The following is an 18,372-nucleotide window of genomic DNA, read 5'->3' as shown; positions in this document are numbered from 1 at the left end:
CAGTCCATGAGCACCCAGGGCAAGCCCCCATCAGACCCCAAGGTAGTCAGCCTCGCCAGCCGTGGCATACAGCCACGCTTCAGCGATCTGGTGCAGGTCTGCCGCAAGCTGGTGATGAACCGCCTGGCAGAACACCTCGGCGGCGTGTTCGGCCAGGTCGACGACACCCTGTTCGAATGCGCGGAAAAGGCCGAGAACAACAAGGTGCAAACGCTGTTCTTCGACAACATGCGCGAAATTCGTCGCCAGCGTCCGCAGATCGAGCGCAGCTACCATCAGACCATCGCCAACAACTTCTCCAGTTTCCTCGACGGCAAATTGCAGCACCCGGCTGTAGCGAACAGCGACCCGGAACAACTGACGCTGGTCCAGAACGACGATTATGAAGAGACCCTGCAGGTCACCAATATGGTCAGCCGGGTCAAGGCGCGCTGTACGCAGCAGTTGTTCGCGCTGGATCAACGCCTGGCCTTGCTCAACAATGGCCAGAAGCTTGGCGAAGACAGCAATCCCTTCGGCCCACAGGCCATCGCCCAGGCGTTTCGTGATGCCCTGGCGCCCTGCCCCTTTCCCCTGCAGATCAAGACCATCCTCTACATGCTTTTCGACCGGCATGTGATGCAGAGCCTCGATGCGCTCTATGCCGCACTGAATCAGCGCCTGATAGACGCCGGCGTACTGCCGAACCTCAAGTACAGCGCACAACTGAAAGCGAGCCCAAACCGTCCGCAACCCGGTGGGAGCGAACCTCAGACGCCTCAGGCTGGCGCACAGAGTCAGACTCAGCCACGAGGCACATCCGGCCATCCGGTCGTCGATACGCCGCGATCTGACCTGGATCTCAGTGCACCGCCACCAAGCGACCCAGGCGCACTGTTCAGCGGCCTGTCCAGCCTGCTCGACGAACATCGCCACAGTCACCCGGATGCGCCACTGCTGGGTGGCACACGCAGCATCGTCAGCTTCTCCCCGCGCGAAGCCAGCCGTACCTACAGCGCCAGCGAGCTGCTCGCGGCGCTCAACCGCATGCAGCAGCAATCGGCCAGTGATCTGGCCCAGCGCCTGCACAAGCCGCAGGCCGTGGAGGGTCTCAAGGCCGATCTGCAACAGCAGCTCGAAGCCCACAGCAGCCTGCCAGGCGACAGCAAGGTGTCCGACCAGGAAGCCGACGTGATCGATCTGGTCGGCATGCTGTTCGACTTCATCCTCGATGACGAGAACCTGCCGGATGCCTGCAAGACCACGCTCTCGCACCTGCATACGCCTTATCTGAAAATCGCCCTGCAGGACAAGGCACTGTTCACCCAGCACCATCATCCGGCGCGGCGTCTGCTCAACAACATGGCTCAGGCCGGCGTCCTGTATGGCAGCGAGGGCGATGAACGCGGGCTGCTGGCCAAGATGCAGTGGGTGGTCGAGCGGGTCATACATGGCTTCAGCGGCGACCTGGGACTGTTCGACAGCCTGATCGAGGAATTCAACGAGTACGTCGAAACCCTGCGCCACAAGGTCGAATTGCGCGAGCGTCGCGCGGTCGAAGCGGCCAAGGGCCGGGATCGCCTGCTTGGTGCTCGCGAGCAGGCGCTGGAAGTGGTGCGCCAATGCGTCGAGCAACGCGACCTGCCCGCCATCATCCGCAATTTCCTGGAATTGACCTGGGCCGACGTACTGGTGTTCGTCCTGCTGCGCCATGGCGAGCAAAGCCCAGAATGGCAACGCGCTGGTGAATTAGCCGAACAACTGGCCTGGAGCGGCATGCCGCTCGGCGACGACGACAGGCAGCGCCTGCAGGAAATACGCGTGCCCATGCTCAGCGACCTGCGCAAAGGCCTGGAGCTACTGGGCGGTTACCACGAAGACGGAATTCGCCGTCTGCTGCAGGACATCGTCGCCTGCCAGCATGCGGTACAGGCCAAGCAGCCGCAGCTGGCGGCACAACTCAAACCGGAACTGCCGCAGAGCCCGCTCGGCGCCATGCTCGGTGAGGACGTCGACCTCGCGCGCCAGGCGCCTTCACGCAGCAAGCTCTCGGCGCGTGCGCAAACGCTGGCCAAGGAACTGGCCACTGTCGAGTTCGGCACCTGGTTCGAATTCGTCGGGGGCAGTAGCAGCCGCGTACTCAAGCTCTCCTGGTTCAGCCCGACCACGCACAACTACATGTTCGTCGACAACAGTGGTCAGCGTGTAGCGATCAAGCCACTGACCCTGCTGGCCAGCGAAATGGAAAAGGGCCTGGCCCGCATCGTCACCCCCGAACGCGCGACACCCCTGGTCGATCGCGCGCTGACTGCCATCTACCGTGTGCTGCAGCGTTTCACCGGGCGCACGGCCGAACCCCGCTGAGGAATTTCCATGGAAGAGCGTCGCCAACACAGCCGCCATGGCACCGAGATGCAGCTGGAGGTTTTCGACCTCAACAGCGGGCAACGCCTGGGGCGTATCGTCGACCTGTCTGCCGATGGTTTCATGCTGTTCAGTGATACGCCGCATAAGGTCGATGCCGTGCTGGAATGCCGCCTGGTCTGTACATCCGGCGATATCGACGCCCAGGAAGTACACCTGGGTGCAGACTGCCTGTGGAGCCGCCCCGGCGCCGATGGTCAGCATTGCTGGGCCGGTTTCCACATCATCGACCTGGCCGACGATCAGGCACGGGCACTGGAAAGCCTGCTGGCCAGGCTCTGAGCAGGCCAGCCCGTATGACACCCACTGAAAGCTGGTAATCACCCCCCCCCCCCTCGGGCAAAGCCGTTTTGACAACATTCGATGCCCAAGGCACATCCCATTAAGCTGCTACTCCGTTTTGACTTGAGAGCGAATCCAAGAAACGCTCTCCAGCCCCTCGGCAGAACATTTATCCGGCACTTTTCTCCAGGCAAAAAAAACCCCGAGCTTCGTATGGGGAGGGGGAAGTTCGGGGTTCAAGGTCTGAACCGCTAGGGCGGGGTTCAGATGTCTGCCAACACTTAACACAACAAAGGAGCATTGAAGGGCTTAACGGCCATTCATGAACTCTGACCGGGCGGCTTCGCGGAAAGTTCAGGATTTTTTTAAAAACCATTTGCAATAAGAAACCGCCTGTTGATTACCCGAAAGCCCAGCCTTAGAGCTGCCGCAGCGTTGCGCTGCGGCAACCGGGGCATCAGTGGGCTTCATCCCAGTTGGCGCCAACGCCGACTTCCACCAGCAGTGGCACGTCCAGCTCCGCTGCGCCGCTCATCAACCCCTTGAGTTGGGCGCTGACTTCGTCGATCAGGTCTTCACGCACTTCCAGCACCAGTTCGTCGTGCACCTGCAGGATGATGCGCGCGTCGATGCCGCTGTCCTGCAGCCAGTTGTCCACTTTGATCATGGCGCGCTTGATGATGTCAGCTGCAGTGCCTTGCATCGGCGCGTTGATCGCGGCGCGCTCGGCGCCCTTGCGCATGGCCTGGTTTTGCGCATGGATCTCCGGCAGGTACAGGCGGCGACCGTAGACCGTCTCCACGTAGCCCTGCTCGGCGGCCTGGGCGCGGGTGCTTTCCATATAGGTCAGCACGCCGGGATAGCGGGCGAAGTAACGATCGATATAGGCCTGCGCTTCCTTGCGTTCGACGTCGATCTGCTTGGCCAGGCCGAAGGCGCTCATGCCGTAGATCAGGCCGAAGTTGATCGCCTTTGCCTTGCGCCGCTGATCGCTGGTCACCTCCTCCAGCGCCACGCCAAACACCTCGGCGGCAGTGGCCCTGTGTACGTCCAGGTCATGGCGGAAGGCATCCAGCAGGCCTTCGTCCTTGGCCAGGTGGGCCATGATGCGCAGCTCGATCTGCGAGTAGTCCGCCGCCATCAGCTTGTAGCCCTTGGGCGCGACGAAGGCCTGGCGGATACGCCTTCCTTCGGCGGTGCGGATCGGGATGTTCTGCAGGTTCGGGTCGCTCGACGACAGGCGGCCAGTGGCAGCCACCGCCTGGTGATAGCTGGTGTGAATACGCCCGGTGCGCGGATTGATCTGCTCCGGCAGTCTATCGGTGTAAGTGCTCTTGAGCTTGCTCAGGCTGCGGTACTGCATCAGCACCTTAGGCAGCTCGAAGTCCTGCTCGGCCAGTTCGGCGAGCACCGCTTCGGCGGTGGACGGCTGGCCCTTGGCGGTCTTGCTGATCACCGGGTAGCCGAGTTTTTCGTAGAGGATCACGCCCAGTTGCTTGGGTGAGGCCAGGTTGAACTCTTCATCGGCGATCTCGAACGCCTTGCGCTCCAGCTCCACCAGTTTCTCGCCCAGCTCCACGCTCTGCTCGCCGAGCAGCTTGGCATCGACCAGCGCGCCATTGCGCTCTATACGCGCCAGCACCGGTACCAGTGGGATTTCGATGTCGCGCAGCACCTTGGCCAAGGAGGGTACGGCTTCGAGGCGACTCCACAGCTCCTGGTGCAGGCGCAGGGTCACGTCGGCGTCCTCGGCGGCGTAGGGGCCGGCCTGTTCCAGGGCGATCTGGTCGAAGGTCAGTTGCTTGGCACCCTTGCCAGCGATGTCCTCGAAGCGGATGGTGCTGTGGTTCAGGTACTTCAGCGCCAGGCTGTCCATGTCGTGACGAGTGGCGGTGGAGTCCAGCACGTAGGATTCGAGCATGGTGTCGAAGGCCACGCCCTGAACGGTAATCGGTGTGCTGGCGTTGGCCAGGACGTTGATGTCGTACTTGGCGTGCTGGCAAACCTTGGCCTTGGCCGGGTCTTCGAGGATCGGCTTGAGCGCCTTGAGCACTGCATCACGATCCAACTGCTGCGGCACGCCCATGTAGCTGTGGGCCAGCGGCACGTAGGCGGCCTCACCAGCCTTGACTGCGAAGGACAGGCCGACCAGTTGCGCCTGTTGGGCGTCGATGCTGGTGGTCTCGCTGTCGAAGGCGATCAGCTCGGCCTGTTCCAGCTTCTGCAGCCAGGCGTCGAAGTGCGCCTGCTCCAGCACCAGCTGGTAATCACCAACACTGGCTGGTTCTGCCTCTGGCGCTTGCTCGGTGGCTTCGCCAGCAGGCTCGGCGAACAGATCGCCAGCCGGCGCGGCAGCCTTGGCCGCCAGCGCCTTGTTCTGCCGCAGCAGGTCATCCAGCCAGTTCTTGAATTCCAGCTCGCCGTACAGCTCGACCAGCGCAGCCAGATCCGGCTCGCCGGGATGCAGCGAGTCGATCTCGATATTCAGCGGCACGTCGGTCTTGATGGTCGCCAGTTGATAGGACAGGTAAGCCATTTCGCGGTGTTCCTCGAGCTTGGCCGGCAAACCCTTGGCGCCACGGATCGGCAGCTCGGGCACCTTGTCGAGGTTGGCGTAGATCACGTCGAGGCCACCGCCGACACCGACCAGCAGGCCGAGCGCGGTTTTCTCACCCACACCGGGCACGCCGGGAATGTTGTCGACCTTGTCGCCCATCAGCGCCAGGTAATCGATGATCAGCTCAGGCCCGACACCGAATTTCTCTTTCACGCCATCGGCGTCGTAGACGCTTCCGGTCATGGTGTTGACCAGCGTAACGTGCGGGCAGACCAGCTGCGCCATGTCCTTGTCGCCGGTGGAGATGACCACATCGCGCTTTTCCCCGGCGGCCTGGCGCGCCAGGGTGCCGATCACGTCATCGGCTTCGACGCCTTCGACGCACAGCAGCGGCAGGCCGAGGGCACGCACGCTGGCATGCAGCGGCTCGACCTGGACGCGTAACTCGTCCGGCATGGACGGGCGATTGGCTTTGTATTCGGCGAACAGCTCGTCGCGAAAGGTGCCGCCCTTGGCGTCGAAGACCACCGCGAAGGGGCTGTTCGGGTACTGCTTGCGCAGGCTCTTGAGCATGTTCAGCACACCCTTCACCGCTCCGGTGGGCATGCCCCTGGAGGTGGTCAATGGCGGCAGGGCGTGGAAGGCGCGGTACAGATACGAGGAACCGTCGACCAGAACGAGAGGGGCTTGGCTCATGCGCGGGATCAACCTTTTCGGCGGGTGCAGCGGTAGAATGGCTGCATCGGTAAAAAACGAAGGAGCAAGGTTACCATGGGTACAGTCAATCGCTTGTTGCTGGTCGGCCTGCTGGCCTGTGTGTCACTTGCCGCTCACGCCGAAGATCCGGTGTCTGCCGATCCCGATGTGACTATCCGCCAGGACGGCGACCGCACCATTCAGGAATACCGGGTCAATGGCTTCCTCTATGCCATCAAGGTGATCCCGAAGAACGGCAAACCCTATTTTCTCGTGCGCGCCGATGGCAGCGACGGCAACTTCGTACGTTCGGACGATCCGGACATGCTGATCCCCTCGTGGGAAATCTTTAGCTGGTAAGTCATTAAGGTCTGATATGTCGGTATTCACCCCCCTGGAGCGTCATCAGCTCGAAGTCTTCCTGGCGCCCTATGGGCTTGGCCGCTTGCGTGACTTCCAGGGCATTGCGGCGGGCAGCGAAAACAGCAACTTCTTCGTCAGTCTGGAACAGGGCGAGTACGTCCTGACCCTGGTCGAACGCGGCCCGGTGGCCGACCTGCCGTTTTTCATCGAACTGCTCGACGTACTCCACGATGCCGGCCTGCCGGTGCCCTACGCCCTGCGCACGCAGGACGGCGAGGCGCTGCGCAGCCTGGCGGAAAAACCGGCGCTGCTGCAGCCAAGGCTGTCCGGCAAGCATGTGCGCGAGGCCAACGCCCATCACTGTCAGGAGGTGGGTGGCCTGCTGGCACGGATTCACCTGGCCACCCGTGACGCGCCCATCGAGCGGCGCAGTGACCGTGGCCTGGACTGGATGCTGGCCGAAGGCCCGAGCCAGGCACTGAAGCTCGATGACGAGGCTCAGCCACTATTGCGTGATGCACTGGCCGAGATCGCCGCGTCGAAGCCGCGCATCCTCGCATTGCCCCGGGCCAATCTGCATGCCGACCTGTTCCGCGACAACGCCCTGTTCGACGGCAACCACCTGGCCGGGGTGATCGACTTCTACAATGCCTGCTCGGGGCCGATGCTCTACGACCTGGCGATCACCCTCAACGACTGGTGCTCGCACGAAGACGGCAGCCTCGATGGCGCCCGCGCCCGCGCACTGCTCGGCGCCTATGCGACGCTGCGCCCCTTCACCGCAGCCGAAGCGGAGCTGTGGCCGGTCATGCTGCGCGTGGCCTGCGTGCGTTTCTGGCTGTCACGCCTGATCGCCGCCGCGTCATTCGCCGGGCAGGAAGTGCTGATTCATGATCCGGCTGAATTTCAACGGCGCCTGGCGCAACGCCAGCGGGTCGACCTGCCACTGCCGTTTGCCCTGTAGCGGGATCGGCGTGATTCGTCGCGACTTACCCGCTCAACACAGATAAACGCGTCACCCCTGAACACGGACGCAGGGCGAAGCGTATCTGGATGCCCTGCAGAGGCCTTACAGGCTATTGAGGCACTGACCAAGACCGGCAGCCAGGTTTTCCAGCAGTTGTTCGTAACCGCTGGCGTTGACCGGCAAGGTGCCACCCAACGCATCCAGCTCGGCCAGTTTTACCGGCAGCCCGGCAGTCAGGGTTTCTGCCAGGCGTGGGCGCAGCGGCGGCTCGCTGAACACGCAGCTCGGGCCAGCCTGTTGCAGCGTCTTTCGCATGGCCGCGACGTGTCGGGCACCCGGCTGCACTTCGGTCAGCACGCTGAACACCCCGGCGTGCTTGAGGCCGTAGGCAGCCTCGAAATAATCGAAGGCCTCGTGGAAGACGAAGTAGGGCTTGCCCTGCAAAGCGGCCATTTGCGGGCGAATGCGGCCATCGAGCGCCTCCAGGCGTGCCTCGAAGGCTTGCAGATTGGCGGCGTAGCGGTCGGCGTTGGCGGCATCCAGCTTGGCCAGGTCTGCCGCCATGCGCGCGGCGATTACCTTGGCATTGTCGGCGGCCAGCCACAGGTGGGCATCCAGACTGCCCGGACGATGATCGTGATCATGCCCCAGCTCATCGCCGGCATGTTCGTGGCCATGATCATGCTCGTCATGGTCATGGTCATGATCGTGTTCGTCGTGGCTATCGCCGAAGTGGCGCAGGGTAATACCGGGCAGGTTCTGCACTGCCACCTGTGGCTTGTCGCGGCTTTCCAGCACGCGCGGTAGGAAACCTTCCATGTCCGGGCCGATCCAGTACAGCAGGTCGGCATCACGCACGCGCCGTACGTCGGATGGGCGCAGCGCGTAGTGGTGCGGTGAGGCGCCCGGCGGAAGCAGCACGTCAGGTTCGCCGACACCGTCCTGCACCGCTGCGGCAATCAGTTGCAGCGGCTTGATACTGGTCAGGACACGCACCTCGGCTTGGGCGCTGGCGACGAAAAACAGGGTAATGAAACAGAAAACACGCAACACGGGGCATACTCGGATGGAAATGAACAGGTAACATAATAACGTCTCTTGCCAACGCCGTCCTTGCCCATGACCGACACTCCACTGGCTGCACGCCCTCACGATCACTCCCGCTGCGTCAGCCATGCGCTGGCTGAAGCCGAAGCCATCTGTGCGCGCCAGGGTCTGCGCCTGACTGCCCTGCGCAAGCGCGTGCTGGAGCTGGTCTGGGCCAGCCACAAGCCGCTCGGCGCCTATGACATCCTCGGCGTACTGAGCGACGAAGACGGTCGCCGCGCCGCGCCGCCCACCGTTTACCGCGCGCTGGACTTCCTTCTGGAAAACGGCCTGGTGCACCGCATCGCCTCGCTCAATGCCTTCGTCGGCTGCAGCCACCCGGAGCACGCGCACCAGGGCCAGTTCCTGATCTGCCGTAGCTGCCATGCGGCGACCGAGCTGGAGCAACCGGCCATCAGCCAGGCCATTGTCGACGGGGCCGCCGGTGTCGGTTTCGCCGTGGAAAGCCAGACCGTGGAAGTGGTTGGCCTCTGCGCAGGCTGCAAGGGCGCGGCATGAGCGAAGCATTGATCCGGCTCGACGGCGTCGCTGTCAGCTTCAATGGCCAGGCGGTGCTGGACGACGTGCAGCTGAGCGTACAACCCGGTGAGATCGTCACCCTGATCGGCCCCAACGGCGCCGGCAAGACGACTCTAGTGCGCGTGGTGCTCGGCCTGCTCCAGCCCGACAGCGGTAACGTGCGCCGGGCGCCACGCCTGCGCATCGGCTACATGCCGCAAAAACTGCATGTCGACGCCACCCTGCCGCTGTCGGTGCTGCGCTTCCTGCGCCTGGTACCGGGTGTGGATCGCCAGCGGGCGCTGGCAGCGCTGGCTGAAGTCGGCGCCGAGCAGGTGATCGACAGCCCGCTGCAGAGCATTTCCGGGGGCGAGATGCAGCGCGTGCTGCTGGCCCGCGCGCTGCTGCGCGAGCCGCAGTTGCTGGTGCTCGACGAGCCGGTGCAGGGCGTCGACGTCGCCGGTCAGGCCGAGCTGTACCGGCTGATCTCGCGGCTGCGCGAACGTCACGGCTGCGGCGTGCTGATGGTCTCGCACGACCTGCATCTGGTGATGAGCGCCACCGATCAGGTGGTCTGCCTCAACCGCCATGTCTGCTGCTCCGGCCACCCGGAGCAGGTCAGCGGCGACCCAGCCTTTATCGAACTGTTCGGCCAGGACGCCAAGAGCCTGGCCGTCTATCACCACCATCACGACCACGATCACGACCTGCATGGCGGCGTGGTCAAGCCCGGCCTGACCATTCACGGCCCGGCCCACGTCCACGGCCCGAACTGTAAACACTGATGCCTGACTTTCTCCTCAACGCCCTGCTCGCCGGCCTGGCGCTGGCCCTGGTGGCTGGCCCGCTCGGCTCCTTCGTGGTCTGGCGGCGCATGGCCTATTTTGGCGACACCCTGTCCCATGCCGCCCTGCTCGGCGTGGCGCTGGGGCTGATGCTCGACGTCAGCCCAACCCTGACGGTAACCGTCGGCTGCGTACTGCTCGCCGTGCTGCTGGTCACCCTGCAGCAGCGCCAGCCGCTGGCCTCCGACACCCTGCTGGGTATCCTTGCCCACAGCACCCTGTCGCTGGGCCTGGTGGCGCTGAGCTTCATGCATGACGTGCGCATCGACCTGATGAGCTACCTGTTCGGCGACCTGCTCGCCGTCAGCCCCACCGATCTAGCTTGGATCATCGGCGGCAGCGCCCTGGTACTGGCGCTGCTGGCCTGGCTGTGGCGACCGCTGCTGGCGATCACCGTGCACGAGGAACTGGCACGGGTCGAAGGCCTACCGGTGGCGGCGATTCGCCTGGCCCTGATGCTGCTGATTGCCGTGGTGATCGCCGTGGCGATGAAGATCGTCGGCGTACTGCTGATCACCTCGTTGCTGATCATCCCCGCCGCTGCTGCCCAGCGCCACGCGCGCACACCGGAACAGATGGCCGTGGGCGCCAGCCTGCTCGGCCTGCTGGCGGTGTGCTGCGGCCTGGCGCTGTCCTGGTATCAGGACACGCCGGCCGGGCCATCCATCGTGGTCAGTGCCGCTGCGTTGTTTCTGGCCAGCTTCGCCCTGCCCAAGCGCAACGGCTGATACTTGACCGCACGGCTCCGGCCGCCCGACGCTCGCCTAGGGCGGCGTGAAATCAGTGGGGTAACGCTGTATGATTGCGCATTTTTTGCACAACCTGAGACGTAGACGCATGAAGTCGTTCGTTTTTAACGGCCTGCTGATCGGCCTGGTACTGCTGCTGGCCGCTTGCCAAAGCACATCGTCCGGCATCGACACACTGACGCCCGCCTTCCAGCAGATCGAACAACGCCTCGACGCAGCCGACCTGGACGGTGCCCGTGAGCAGCTCGTTGCGCTTGAGCCGCGCGCCGGCCAGGACGAACGCCTGCTGCAGTATCAACGACGCCTGGCCGATGCCTACATGCTGCAAGGGCGCGAAGCGTTGCAGCGCGGCGATCTCGACGCCGCTGGCAAAGCCTTGAGCCAGGCACGCAGCCTGTTGCCTGACGCCCCCGCACTGGGCAGCGATGTGCGCCAGACGCTGGAACAGGCACAGTAATAAACCCGGCTTATTAATGCCATTTTGTAATAACCATAGGCCAACAAAGATTTTCTCGGCCTAAACAGCGCCGGGTAGACTAGCGGCCTTTTGCGCCCATCCGGCGCTGATCGGCCGCTTCAACCACCCAGACCCCGGCCCTGAACACACCCAAAAGGTCGTTCGCGTGATTCAGTTTCAATCCGTTCACAAAGCCTACCGCGTCGCCGGTCGCGAGATTCCGGCGCTGCAGCCCACCACGCTGCAGATCGGCAGCGGCCAGGTGTTCGGCATCATCGGCCACTCCGGCGCGGGCAAGAGCACCCTGCTGCGCCTGATCAACCGCCTGGAAGAGCCCACCGGTGGACGCATCGAGATCGACGGTGTCGATGTCACCGCCCTCGATGCCAATGGCCTGCGCCGCTTCCGCCAGCAGGTCGGGATGATCTTCCAGCACTTCAACCTGCTGTCGTCGAAGACCGTCGCCGACAACATCGCCATGCCGCTGCGCCTGGCCGGCGAGCTGAGCCGCGCCGAGATCGACGCCCGCGTCGCCGAACTGCTGACCCGCGTCGGCCTGCAGGATCACGCCAACAAATACCCGGCGCAGCTCTCCGGCGGGCAGAAACAGCGTGTCGGCATCGCCCGTGCGCTTAGCACGCGGCCAAAGATCCTCTTGTGCGACGAGGCCACCAGTGCCCTCGACCCGCAGACCACCACCGCCGTGCTGCAACTGCTGGCCGAGATCAATCGCGAGCTGGGCCTGACCATCGTGCTGATCACCCACGAGATGGACGTGATCCGCCGCGTCTGCGACCGCGTGGCGGTGATGGATGCCGGCGTCATCGTCGAGGAAGGCCCGGTGGCCGAGGTGTTCCTGCATCCGCGGCACCCGACAACCAAGCGTTTCGTGCAGGAGTCCGAGCACGTCGACGAGAACGACCAACGCGATGACTTCGCTCATGTTGAAGGCCGCATCCTGCGCCTGACCTTCCAGGGCGAAGCCACCTACGCCCCGCTGCTGGGCACCGTGGCCCGCGAAACCGGGGTGGACTACAGCATCCTGGCCGGGCGTATCGACCGCATCAAGGACACCCCCTACGGCCAGCTGACCCTGGCCCTGACCGGCGGAGACATCGACGCCGCGCTGGCGCGCTTCGAAGCCGCCGACGTGCATCTGGAGGTACTGCGCTGATGCTCGAACAACTGCTGCCCAACGTGTTCTGGCCGGAAATCTGGCAGGCCAGTCTCGACACCCTGAACATGCTGCTCGGCTCGATGCTGTTCACCGTGCTGCTCGGCCTGCCGCTCGGCGTGCTGCTGTTTCTGACCGGCCCGCGCCAGCTGTTCGAACAGAAGGCCCTGTATGGCGCGCTGTCGCTGGTGGTGAACATCCTGCGCTCGGTGCCCTTCGTCATCCTGCTGATCCTGATGATTCCCTTCACCGAGCTGCTGGTCGGCACCTCGCTGGGCGTCGCCGGCGCCATCCCGCCGCTGGTGGTGGGCGCCACGCCGTTCTTCGCGCGCCTGGTGGAAACCGCCCTGCGTGAAGTCGAGCGCGGCATCATCGAGGCGACCCAGGCGATGGGCGCCAGCACCTGGCAGATCATCACCCGCGCGCTGCTGCCCGAGGCGTTGCCCGGCCTGCTCGCGGCCACCACCGTCACCGCGATTACCCTGGTGTCCTACACCGCCATGAGCGGCCTGATCGGCGGCGGCGGCCTCGGCGACCTGGCCGTGCGCTACGGCTACCAGCGCTACCAGCCGGACGTGATGGCCGTGACCGTGATCCTGCTGTTGATCCTGGTGCAGGTGCTGCAGATGGTCGGTGATCGGCTGGTGGTGCATTTTTCTCGCAAGTAATCCCAACAAGCGACGACTCGCCACCCGCGAGAGCCGCGCCAACCTTCCCAAAAGGAATCTTGAAATGAAGAAGCTGCTGACTGCCATCGCCGCCTGCGCGGCCTTCTCGGCCCAGGCCGAAACCCTCAGCGTCGCCGCCACCCCGGTGCCGCACGCGGAGATCCTCGAGTTCGTCAAACCGGCCCTGGCCAAAGAAGGCGTGGAGCTGAAGGTGCGTGTGTTCACCGACTACGTGCAGCCCAACCTGCAGGTGCAGCAAGGCAACCTCGACGCCAACTTCTTCCAGCACCAGCCGTACCTGGACGAGTTCAACGCCAGCCGCAAGACCGAGCTGGTCAGCGTTGCCGGCGTGCACGTCGAGCCCTTCGGCGCCTACTCCAGCAAGATCAAGAACCTGAGCGAGCTGGCGCAAGGCGCTACCGTGGCCATCCCCAACGACGCCACCAACGGCGGCCGCGCCCTGCTGCTGCTGCAGAAAGCCGGCGTGATCACCCTCAAGCCGGAAGCCGGCATCCTCGCCACGCCGAAGGACATCGCCGAAAACCCGAAGGCGATCAAGGTGCGTGAACTGGAAGCAGCTACCCTGCCGCGCGTGCTGAGCCAGGTCGACCTCGCCCTGATCAACACCAACTACGCCCTGGAAGCCAAGCTGAACCCGACCCAGGACGCCCTGGCCATCGAAGGCAGCGACTCGCCGTACGTCAACATTCTGGTGACCCGCGCCGACAACAAGGACAGCGACGCCGTGCAGAAGCTGGTCAAGGCCCTGCACAGCGCCGAGGTCAAGCAGTTCATCGAAGAGAAGTACAAGGGCGCCGTCGTTCCGGCGTTCTGATCGCCGCCGACCGCTCTTGCTGTAACCAATGCCGCGCCGCTGCAAAGCCGCGCGGCATTTTTATGTGTGGAACCTAGGTTCTGTACGAAAAGTCGTCGAGCGAAAGTCAGGCGAGGCAAAAATGGGTGGGGAAGCGGAGTTTACGAGCTGTAAATGAGCATTCCGAACCTATTTTTAACGAAGCATCACCGAGCGCAGGCACTTTTCGTACAGAACCTAGCGGCCAGTCCCCCGCGATCCATAGCGCTCACCTGGCACCGCCGCCAGCGCCCCGGATTGCATCCGGGCTACAAGCGCCGCAAACACTCCAGCAGGCAATCCAGCGCCGGCTGGCGCTGCGCCCGCCGCACCAGGGCGACCAGTTCGCGATGGAAGGTCAGCGCGCCCAGCTCGATCACCCGCAGGCGCGTCGGCCGTTGCAGCCACAGGCCGGCGCGTGGCACCAGGGCGACGCCCATGCCGTTCTCCACCAGACGTACGATGGCTTCCAGCTCATCCAGCTCCAGTGCCTCGCGCACGTTCAGCTGCTGTTCACGCAGAAAGCGGATCACCTGGCGCCCACCGAACGAGGCGCGGTCGTAGCGCACGAAGGGTTGCTCGACCAGCAGGCGCAGCGGGTCGTCGCCGGTCACGTCCTGCGGCGCGATCAGCACGAAGGGCTCGCATGCCAGCGGCACCTCCAGCAGCTCCTTGGGCAGGGGGAACGGCGGCTTGATCAGCAGTGCCAGATCCAGCTCGCCGGCATCCAGCTGGCTGAACAGCTGCAAGGACACGCCCGGCACCAGCTTCAGCTCGACCAACGGCGCCAGTTGCCGAAAGCGCGGCAGCGCCTCGGCCAGCAGGCCGGTCTGCAGGGTGGCGATGGCGCCGACGCGCAGCTCGCCCTGCCACTGATCGGCCGCCTGCGGTAGCGCCATTTGCGCGTACAGCGCGAGCATCTGCTCGGCTAGCGGCAGGGCATGCCGGCCGGCCGCATTGAGCACGGCAGCGCGACCACTGCGGTCGAACAAGCGCACGCCGAGGTGCTGCTCCAGTACGCGCATCTGCGCGCTGACGGCAGATTGGGTCAGCCCCACTTGTTGACCGGCAGCGGCGAAGGTGCCCAAACGGGCGACGGTGATAAAGGTTTTCAGTTCACGCAGCATCGACGCCTCGAATGATCGAAATTATTTGAGCTTGTGCGAAAGAATATTCGCTTTTCGACAATTTCGCTGTTGATAGGCTGGAGCAACGAACATCGATGGCGGGGTTGCACCCGCCCTACCCACAACAATCAGAGGTAATCCGTGATGGCCCTTGCACCCTTTCACCTGGCGATTCCCGTGTACGACCTGGCTGCCGCGCGGCATTTCTACGGCGAGGTATTCGGCTGTGCCGAAGGCCGCAGCAGTGAGCACTGGGTGGATTTCGATTTCTTCGGCCACCAGTTGGTGATCCACGAGGCCCCGAAGATGGCTTATCAGGAAGCAGCCGCCAGCAACCCGGTGGACGGCCATGACGTGCCGGTGCCGCATTTCGGCGTGGTGCTCGCCTGGGACGATTGGGAGGCGCTGGCCGAGCGCCTGAGCAGCCGCAAGACGAAGTTCGTCATCGAACCCTATGTGCGTTTCAAGGGCCAGGTCGGCGAGCAGGCCACCTTGTTCCTCCTCGACCCCTGCGGCAACGCGCTGGAGTTCAAGGCGTTCAAGGACATCGGCCAGCTGTTCGCCAAGTAAGCGCACGCTGCCCGGGTAGCGAGCAAGCGCCGTTCAATCCAGTGGGTTGTCGATCTGCGCCCGCAGCAGCTCGGCGAAGGCACTGGCCTCCACCGGACGGCTGATCAGATAGCCCTGGATCTCGTCGCAGTTCTGGCTCTTGAGGAAATCCATCTGCGCCTGGGTTTCCACGCCCTCGGCCACCACCTTCAGTTCCAGGCTGTGGGCCATGGCGATGATGGCGCGGGTGATCGCCGCATCCTCGCCGCCGGGCGACAGGTCGCGGATGAAGGTCTGGTCGATCTTCACGTAATGCACCGGGAAGCGCTTGAGGTAACTGAGCGAGGAATAGCCGGTGCCAAAGTCGTCGATGGCCAGCTTGACCCCCAGTTCGCGCAGCTGGCGGAAGGTGACGATGACGCTGTCGACGTTGTCCAGCAGCTGGCTTTCGGTCAGCTCCAGTTCCAGATATTGCGGCGCCAGGCCGGTCTCTTCGAGCACCTGACGCACCAGGCTGGTGAGGTTGCCCTGGCGCAGCTGATGCACCGAGATGTTCACCGACACACGGATTTTCGCCAGCCCCTGACGCTGCCATTCACACGCCTGCTGGCAGGCCTGACGCAGCACGAACTCGCCAATCGGTGCGATCAGCCCGGTTTCCTCGGCCAGACCGATGAACTCGCTCGGCGGCACCATGCCCTGTTGCGGATGGCGCCAGCGCACCAGCGCCTCGGCAGCATTGAGCTGGTCGTCGGCGAGGTTCAGTTTGGGCTGGTAGAACACCTCCAGCTGGCCTTCGTCGATGGCCTTGCGCAGCTGGTTCTCCAGCTGCAGGCGCTCCAGGGTGCAGGCCTGCAGGTTATCGGTGAAGAACTGGAAGGTGTTGCCACCCAGGTGCTTGGCATGTTGCACGGCCATGTTGGCCTGGCTGATCAGTGCGCTGATCTCGCGGGCGTAGTCCGGCAGCAGACTGATGCCCAGCGAGGCACTGATCACCAGCTCGTGCCCGCCGACGGTCATCGGCACGCGCAACTTGGCCAGCAGCCGACTGGCAACCCGCGCCAGGCTGGAAAGGCTGCCATAGGCATCGAGGATGATGGCAAATTCATCAGCCGACAGCCGCGCGATGCAGTCGGCCTCGGGTACAGTCTGGGTCAGGCGGCGGCTTATCTGGCGCAGCAACTGGTCCGCCACCTCATGCCCGAGGCTGTCGTTGAGCAGCTTGAAGCGATCCAGATCGATGTGCACCAGGGCGATGCTGCGGCCACTCTGCCGTGCGCGCTGGCTGGCTTCATGCAGACGCTCCTTGAACAGGCTGCGATTGGCCAGGCCGGTGAGGTCGTCGTAGTGCGACAGGTAGCGCAGACGTTCCTCGGCCTCGCGCCGCGCGGTCAGGTCGGCGAAGAAGCCGACGATATGGCTGGGCCGCCCGCTGGTATCGCGCACCAGATTGAGCTGCAGCCATTGCGGGTAGAGCTCGCCGCTCTTGCGCGTCTCGATCAGTTCGCCCTGCCAGGTGCCGCTGCCGTCCAGCTCCTGGCGGATCATCTGGTATTGCCGGCTCATCTCACGACTGCCGAACAGGCTGGTCACCCTGCGCCCGACCACTTCCTCGCTGCTATAGCCGGTCACCGCGCTGAAGGCGCGGTTGACCGCCAGCACGCGGTAGTCGGGGTCGAGAATGAAGATGCCTTCGCTGGCCGCCTCGAACACGGTGGCGGCCAGAAGTTGCTGCTGCTCCTGCTGACGCCGCGCGCTGACGTCACGTCGCGTGCCGAGCATACGCCGTACACGGCCGGCGGCGTCGCGCTCGACGGCGCGGCCACGGTCTTCGACCCAGACCCAGTGGCCATCGACATGGCGCACGCGGTACTCGATCTGATAATCCTCGCTGCGCCCCTTGAGGTGCTGGACCAGCGCCCGCCGCAGCCGTGGCAGATCGTCCGGGTGCAGACGCGGGGTCAGGTCGCGCAGCATCACCTGCACCTGCTCCGGCTCCAGGCCGAACAGCTCGCGCAGGTGCGAATGGTGCACCTGGTCGCTGTCCAAGTCCCAGTCCCACAGGCCCAGCTCACTGGCCTCCAGGGCCAGGGCCAGGCGCGCCTGGCTCTTGCCCAGGGCGTGGGTCGCCTCGTCCAGTTCCAGCGTGCGCTCGGCCACGCGCATTTCCAGCGCGCCATGGGCGCCGCGCAATTCGCGTTCGGCACGACGGCGCTGCTCCACCTCGCGCGCCAGCTCCTCGTTGAGCCCCTCGGCACGCTGCTTGGCATGTTCCAGGTTGCTGATCAGCGCCAGGTTGTGAAAACGCTGCAGCAGGCTGCGCTGCACCAGGCGATTGACCTGCCAGGCCACCACCAGCAGGGCGAGAAACAGAATCACCCCGAGCAAACCCCAGCCGCGTTGCATGCTGTTGTCGGCCAGCAGCAGGAAGGCCGCCGAAGGCACCAGGCAGGGCAGGGCGAAACTCAGAAAGGCGGACAGGCTGACGGCATAGGCCACGCTGGCCGAAAGAATCGCCGCGGCGATCAGGCCATAGACCAGTGCCTGCTGATAGAACACTTCGGCCGGCACCAGCACGATCACGGCGAAGGCCAGGGTCAGGCCGGAGGCTCCGGCACCGAAGAGGAAGATGCGGCGCCAGTAGGGTTCGGCCTGGCGACTGGGCAGCGCCTGGTTGAAGGCATTCACCTGAGTCAGGCGCAACAGCACCAGCAACACCACCCAGCCCAGCCAGGCCGCAAGCAATGGCGCACTCTGCTGACTCCACAGCAAGAGGCTGCAGGCCAGCCCGACCAGCAGCATGAGCAAAGTGGGCAGACGCGAGCCCTGAAACAACAGTCGGGTACGCTCGACGGCAATATCCGTGGCGAACTGACGTTCAGCCTGATGCGGGTCCAGCGTCACCTCTTGAACTACGGCGCTAGTCGTGGCGGTCATAGGCGATGTTCTTGTAATGGTTGCCTAAGGGTGTGCGAGAGAACTATCGGCGCCCTCAACCCTGACGTCGCGGGAGAATACCCGAGACAGACGCTGTGCCCAACAAAGATGTGGGCAATTTCACAGCTTGGTGCCCAACT

At 64.2% G+C, this 18,372-nt stretch carries 16 protein-coding genes; 12 read left to right on the top strand and 4 right to left on the bottom strand.

Translation table 11 applies throughout. The annotated features are described in order from the left end of the window. The first annotated feature begins 6 nt into the window (after positions 1 to 6). Both J7655_RS01240 and J7655_RS01235 read left to right on the top strand, forming a co-directional pair. Entirely contained in the window at positions 7 to 2,343 is a 2,337-nt protein-coding gene (locus J7655_RS01240) for a DUF1631 domain-containing protein (RefSeq protein WP_230926214.1), read from the top strand. Between the two features lie 9 nt (positions 2,344 to 2,352). After that, positions 2,353 to 2,685 (top strand): PilZ domain-containing protein, encoded by a 333-nt coding sequence (locus J7655_RS01235; RefSeq protein ID WP_230926213.1) that lies wholly within the window; start codon positions 2,353 to 2,355, stop codon positions 2,683 to 2,685. A gap of 457 nt (positions 2,686 to 3,142) precedes the next feature. Here J7655_RS01235 and polA read toward each other — a convergent pair whose 3' ends face one another. Further along, the gene (gene polA, locus J7655_RS01230; protein ID WP_230926212.1) at positions 3,143 to 5,938 is read right to left on the bottom strand and encodes a DNA polymerase I; all 2,796 of its coding nucleotides are present in this window, start codon (positions 5,936 to 5,938) and stop codon (positions 3,143 to 3,145) included. A gap of 75 nt (positions 5,939 to 6,013) precedes the next feature. Here polA and J7655_RS01225 point away from each other — a divergent pair, with 75 nt between their 5' ends. Both J7655_RS01225 and J7655_RS01220 read left to right on the top strand, forming a co-directional pair. Then, positions 6,014 to 6,298, top strand: coding sequence for a DUF2782 domain-containing protein (locus J7655_RS01225; RefSeq protein ID WP_230926211.1), 285 nt, complete (start codon positions 6,014 to 6,016; stop codon positions 6,296 to 6,298). 16 nt (positions 6,299 to 6,314) lie between these two features. Further along, a complete protein-coding gene (locus J7655_RS01220; RefSeq protein WP_230926210.1) occupies positions 6,315 to 7,265 on the top strand; it encodes a homoserine kinase in 951 nt (316 codons plus the stop codon). A 105-nt stretch (positions 7,266 to 7,370) separates the two neighbouring features. Here the strand turns inward: J7655_RS01220 and znuA are convergent, their stop codons facing one another. Then, positions 7,371 to 8,321: a zinc ABC transporter substrate-binding protein ZnuA gene (gene znuA, locus J7655_RS01215; protein WP_230926209.1), complete on the bottom strand. Its 951-nt coding sequence runs from the start codon at positions 8,319 to 8,321 to the stop codon at positions 7,371 to 7,373. A 66-nt stretch (positions 8,322 to 8,387) separates the two neighbouring features. Here znuA and zur point away from each other — a divergent pair, with 66 nt between their 5' ends. The 7 genes from zur (at position 8,388) to J7655_RS01180 (ending at position 13,601) form a co-directional block, all read left to right on the top strand. Continuing rightward, entirely contained in the window at positions 8,388 to 8,873 is a 486-nt protein-coding gene (gene zur / locus J7655_RS01210; protein ID WP_230926208.1) for a zinc uptake transcriptional repressor Zur, read from the top strand. Then, entirely contained in the window at positions 8,870 to 9,658 is a 789-nt protein-coding gene (gene znuC / locus J7655_RS01205; protein WP_230926207.1) for a zinc ABC transporter ATP-binding protein ZnuC, read from the top strand. The genes zur and znuC overlap by 4 nt, the downstream gene beginning before the upstream one ends. After that, positions 9,658 to 10,446: a zinc ABC transporter permease subunit ZnuB gene (gene znuB, locus J7655_RS01200; RefSeq protein ID WP_230926206.1), complete on the top strand. Its 789-nt coding sequence runs from the start codon at positions 9,658 to 9,660 to the stop codon at positions 10,444 to 10,446. Before znuC ends, znuB begins: the two co-directional genes overlap by 1 nt. A 109-nt stretch (positions 10,447 to 10,555) precedes the next feature. After that, the gene (locus J7655_RS01195) at positions 10,556 to 10,924 is read left to right on the top strand and encodes a hypothetical protein (RefSeq protein ID WP_230926205.1); all 369 of its coding nucleotides are present in this window, start codon (positions 10,556 to 10,558) and stop codon (positions 10,922 to 10,924) included. A 166-nt stretch (positions 10,925 to 11,090) separates the two neighbouring features. Next, positions 11,091 to 12,098 carry a methionine ABC transporter ATP-binding protein gene (locus J7655_RS01190; RefSeq protein ID WP_230926204.1) on the top strand — a complete coding sequence of 336 codons (1,008 nt, stop codon included), beginning with the start codon at positions 11,091 to 11,093 and terminating at the stop codon, positions 12,096 to 12,098. Next, a complete protein-coding gene (locus J7655_RS01185) occupies positions 12,098 to 12,766 on the top strand; it encodes a methionine ABC transporter permease (RefSeq protein ID WP_074676952.1) in 669 nt (222 codons plus the stop codon). Before J7655_RS01190 ends, J7655_RS01185 begins: the two co-directional genes overlap by 1 nt. A 64-nt stretch (positions 12,767 to 12,830) precedes the next feature. After that, entirely contained in the window at positions 12,831 to 13,601 is a 771-nt protein-coding gene (locus J7655_RS01180) for a MetQ/NlpA family ABC transporter substrate-binding protein (protein WP_230926203.1), read from the top strand. A 287-nt stretch (positions 13,602 to 13,888) separates the two neighbouring features. On the opposite strand, the gene J7655_RS01175 is transcribed toward J7655_RS01180, so the two are convergent. After that, positions 13,889 to 14,746 (bottom strand): LysR family transcriptional regulator, encoded by an 858-nt coding sequence (locus tag J7655_RS01175; protein WP_230926202.1) that lies wholly within the window; start codon positions 14,744 to 14,746, stop codon positions 13,889 to 13,891. Between the two features lie 144 nt (positions 14,747 to 14,890). On the opposite strand from J7655_RS01175, the gene J7655_RS01170 reads away from it, so the two are divergent. Then, positions 14,891 to 15,316, top strand: coding sequence for a VOC family protein (locus J7655_RS01170; protein WP_230926201.1), 426 nt, complete (start codon positions 14,891 to 14,893; stop codon positions 15,314 to 15,316). Positions 15,317 to 15,349: 33 nt separating this feature from the next. On the opposite strand, the gene J7655_RS01165 is transcribed toward J7655_RS01170, so the two are convergent. After that, positions 15,350 to 18,232 (bottom strand): EAL domain-containing protein, encoded by a 2,883-nt coding sequence (locus J7655_RS01165; RefSeq protein WP_230926200.1) that lies wholly within the window; start codon positions 18,230 to 18,232, stop codon positions 15,350 to 15,352. Positions 18,233 to 18,372: the final 140 nt, after the last annotated feature.

The organism is Pseudomonas wenzhouensis, from assembly GCF_021029445.1.
In the GTDB taxonomy this organism is placed as follows: Bacteria; Pseudomonadota; Gammaproteobacteria; order Pseudomonadales; family Pseudomonadaceae; genus Aquipseudomonas; species Aquipseudomonas wenzhouensis.
The sequence above is the reverse complement of the archived record's forward strand: the minus strand, read 5'-3'. Positions and strand labels throughout refer to the sequence as shown.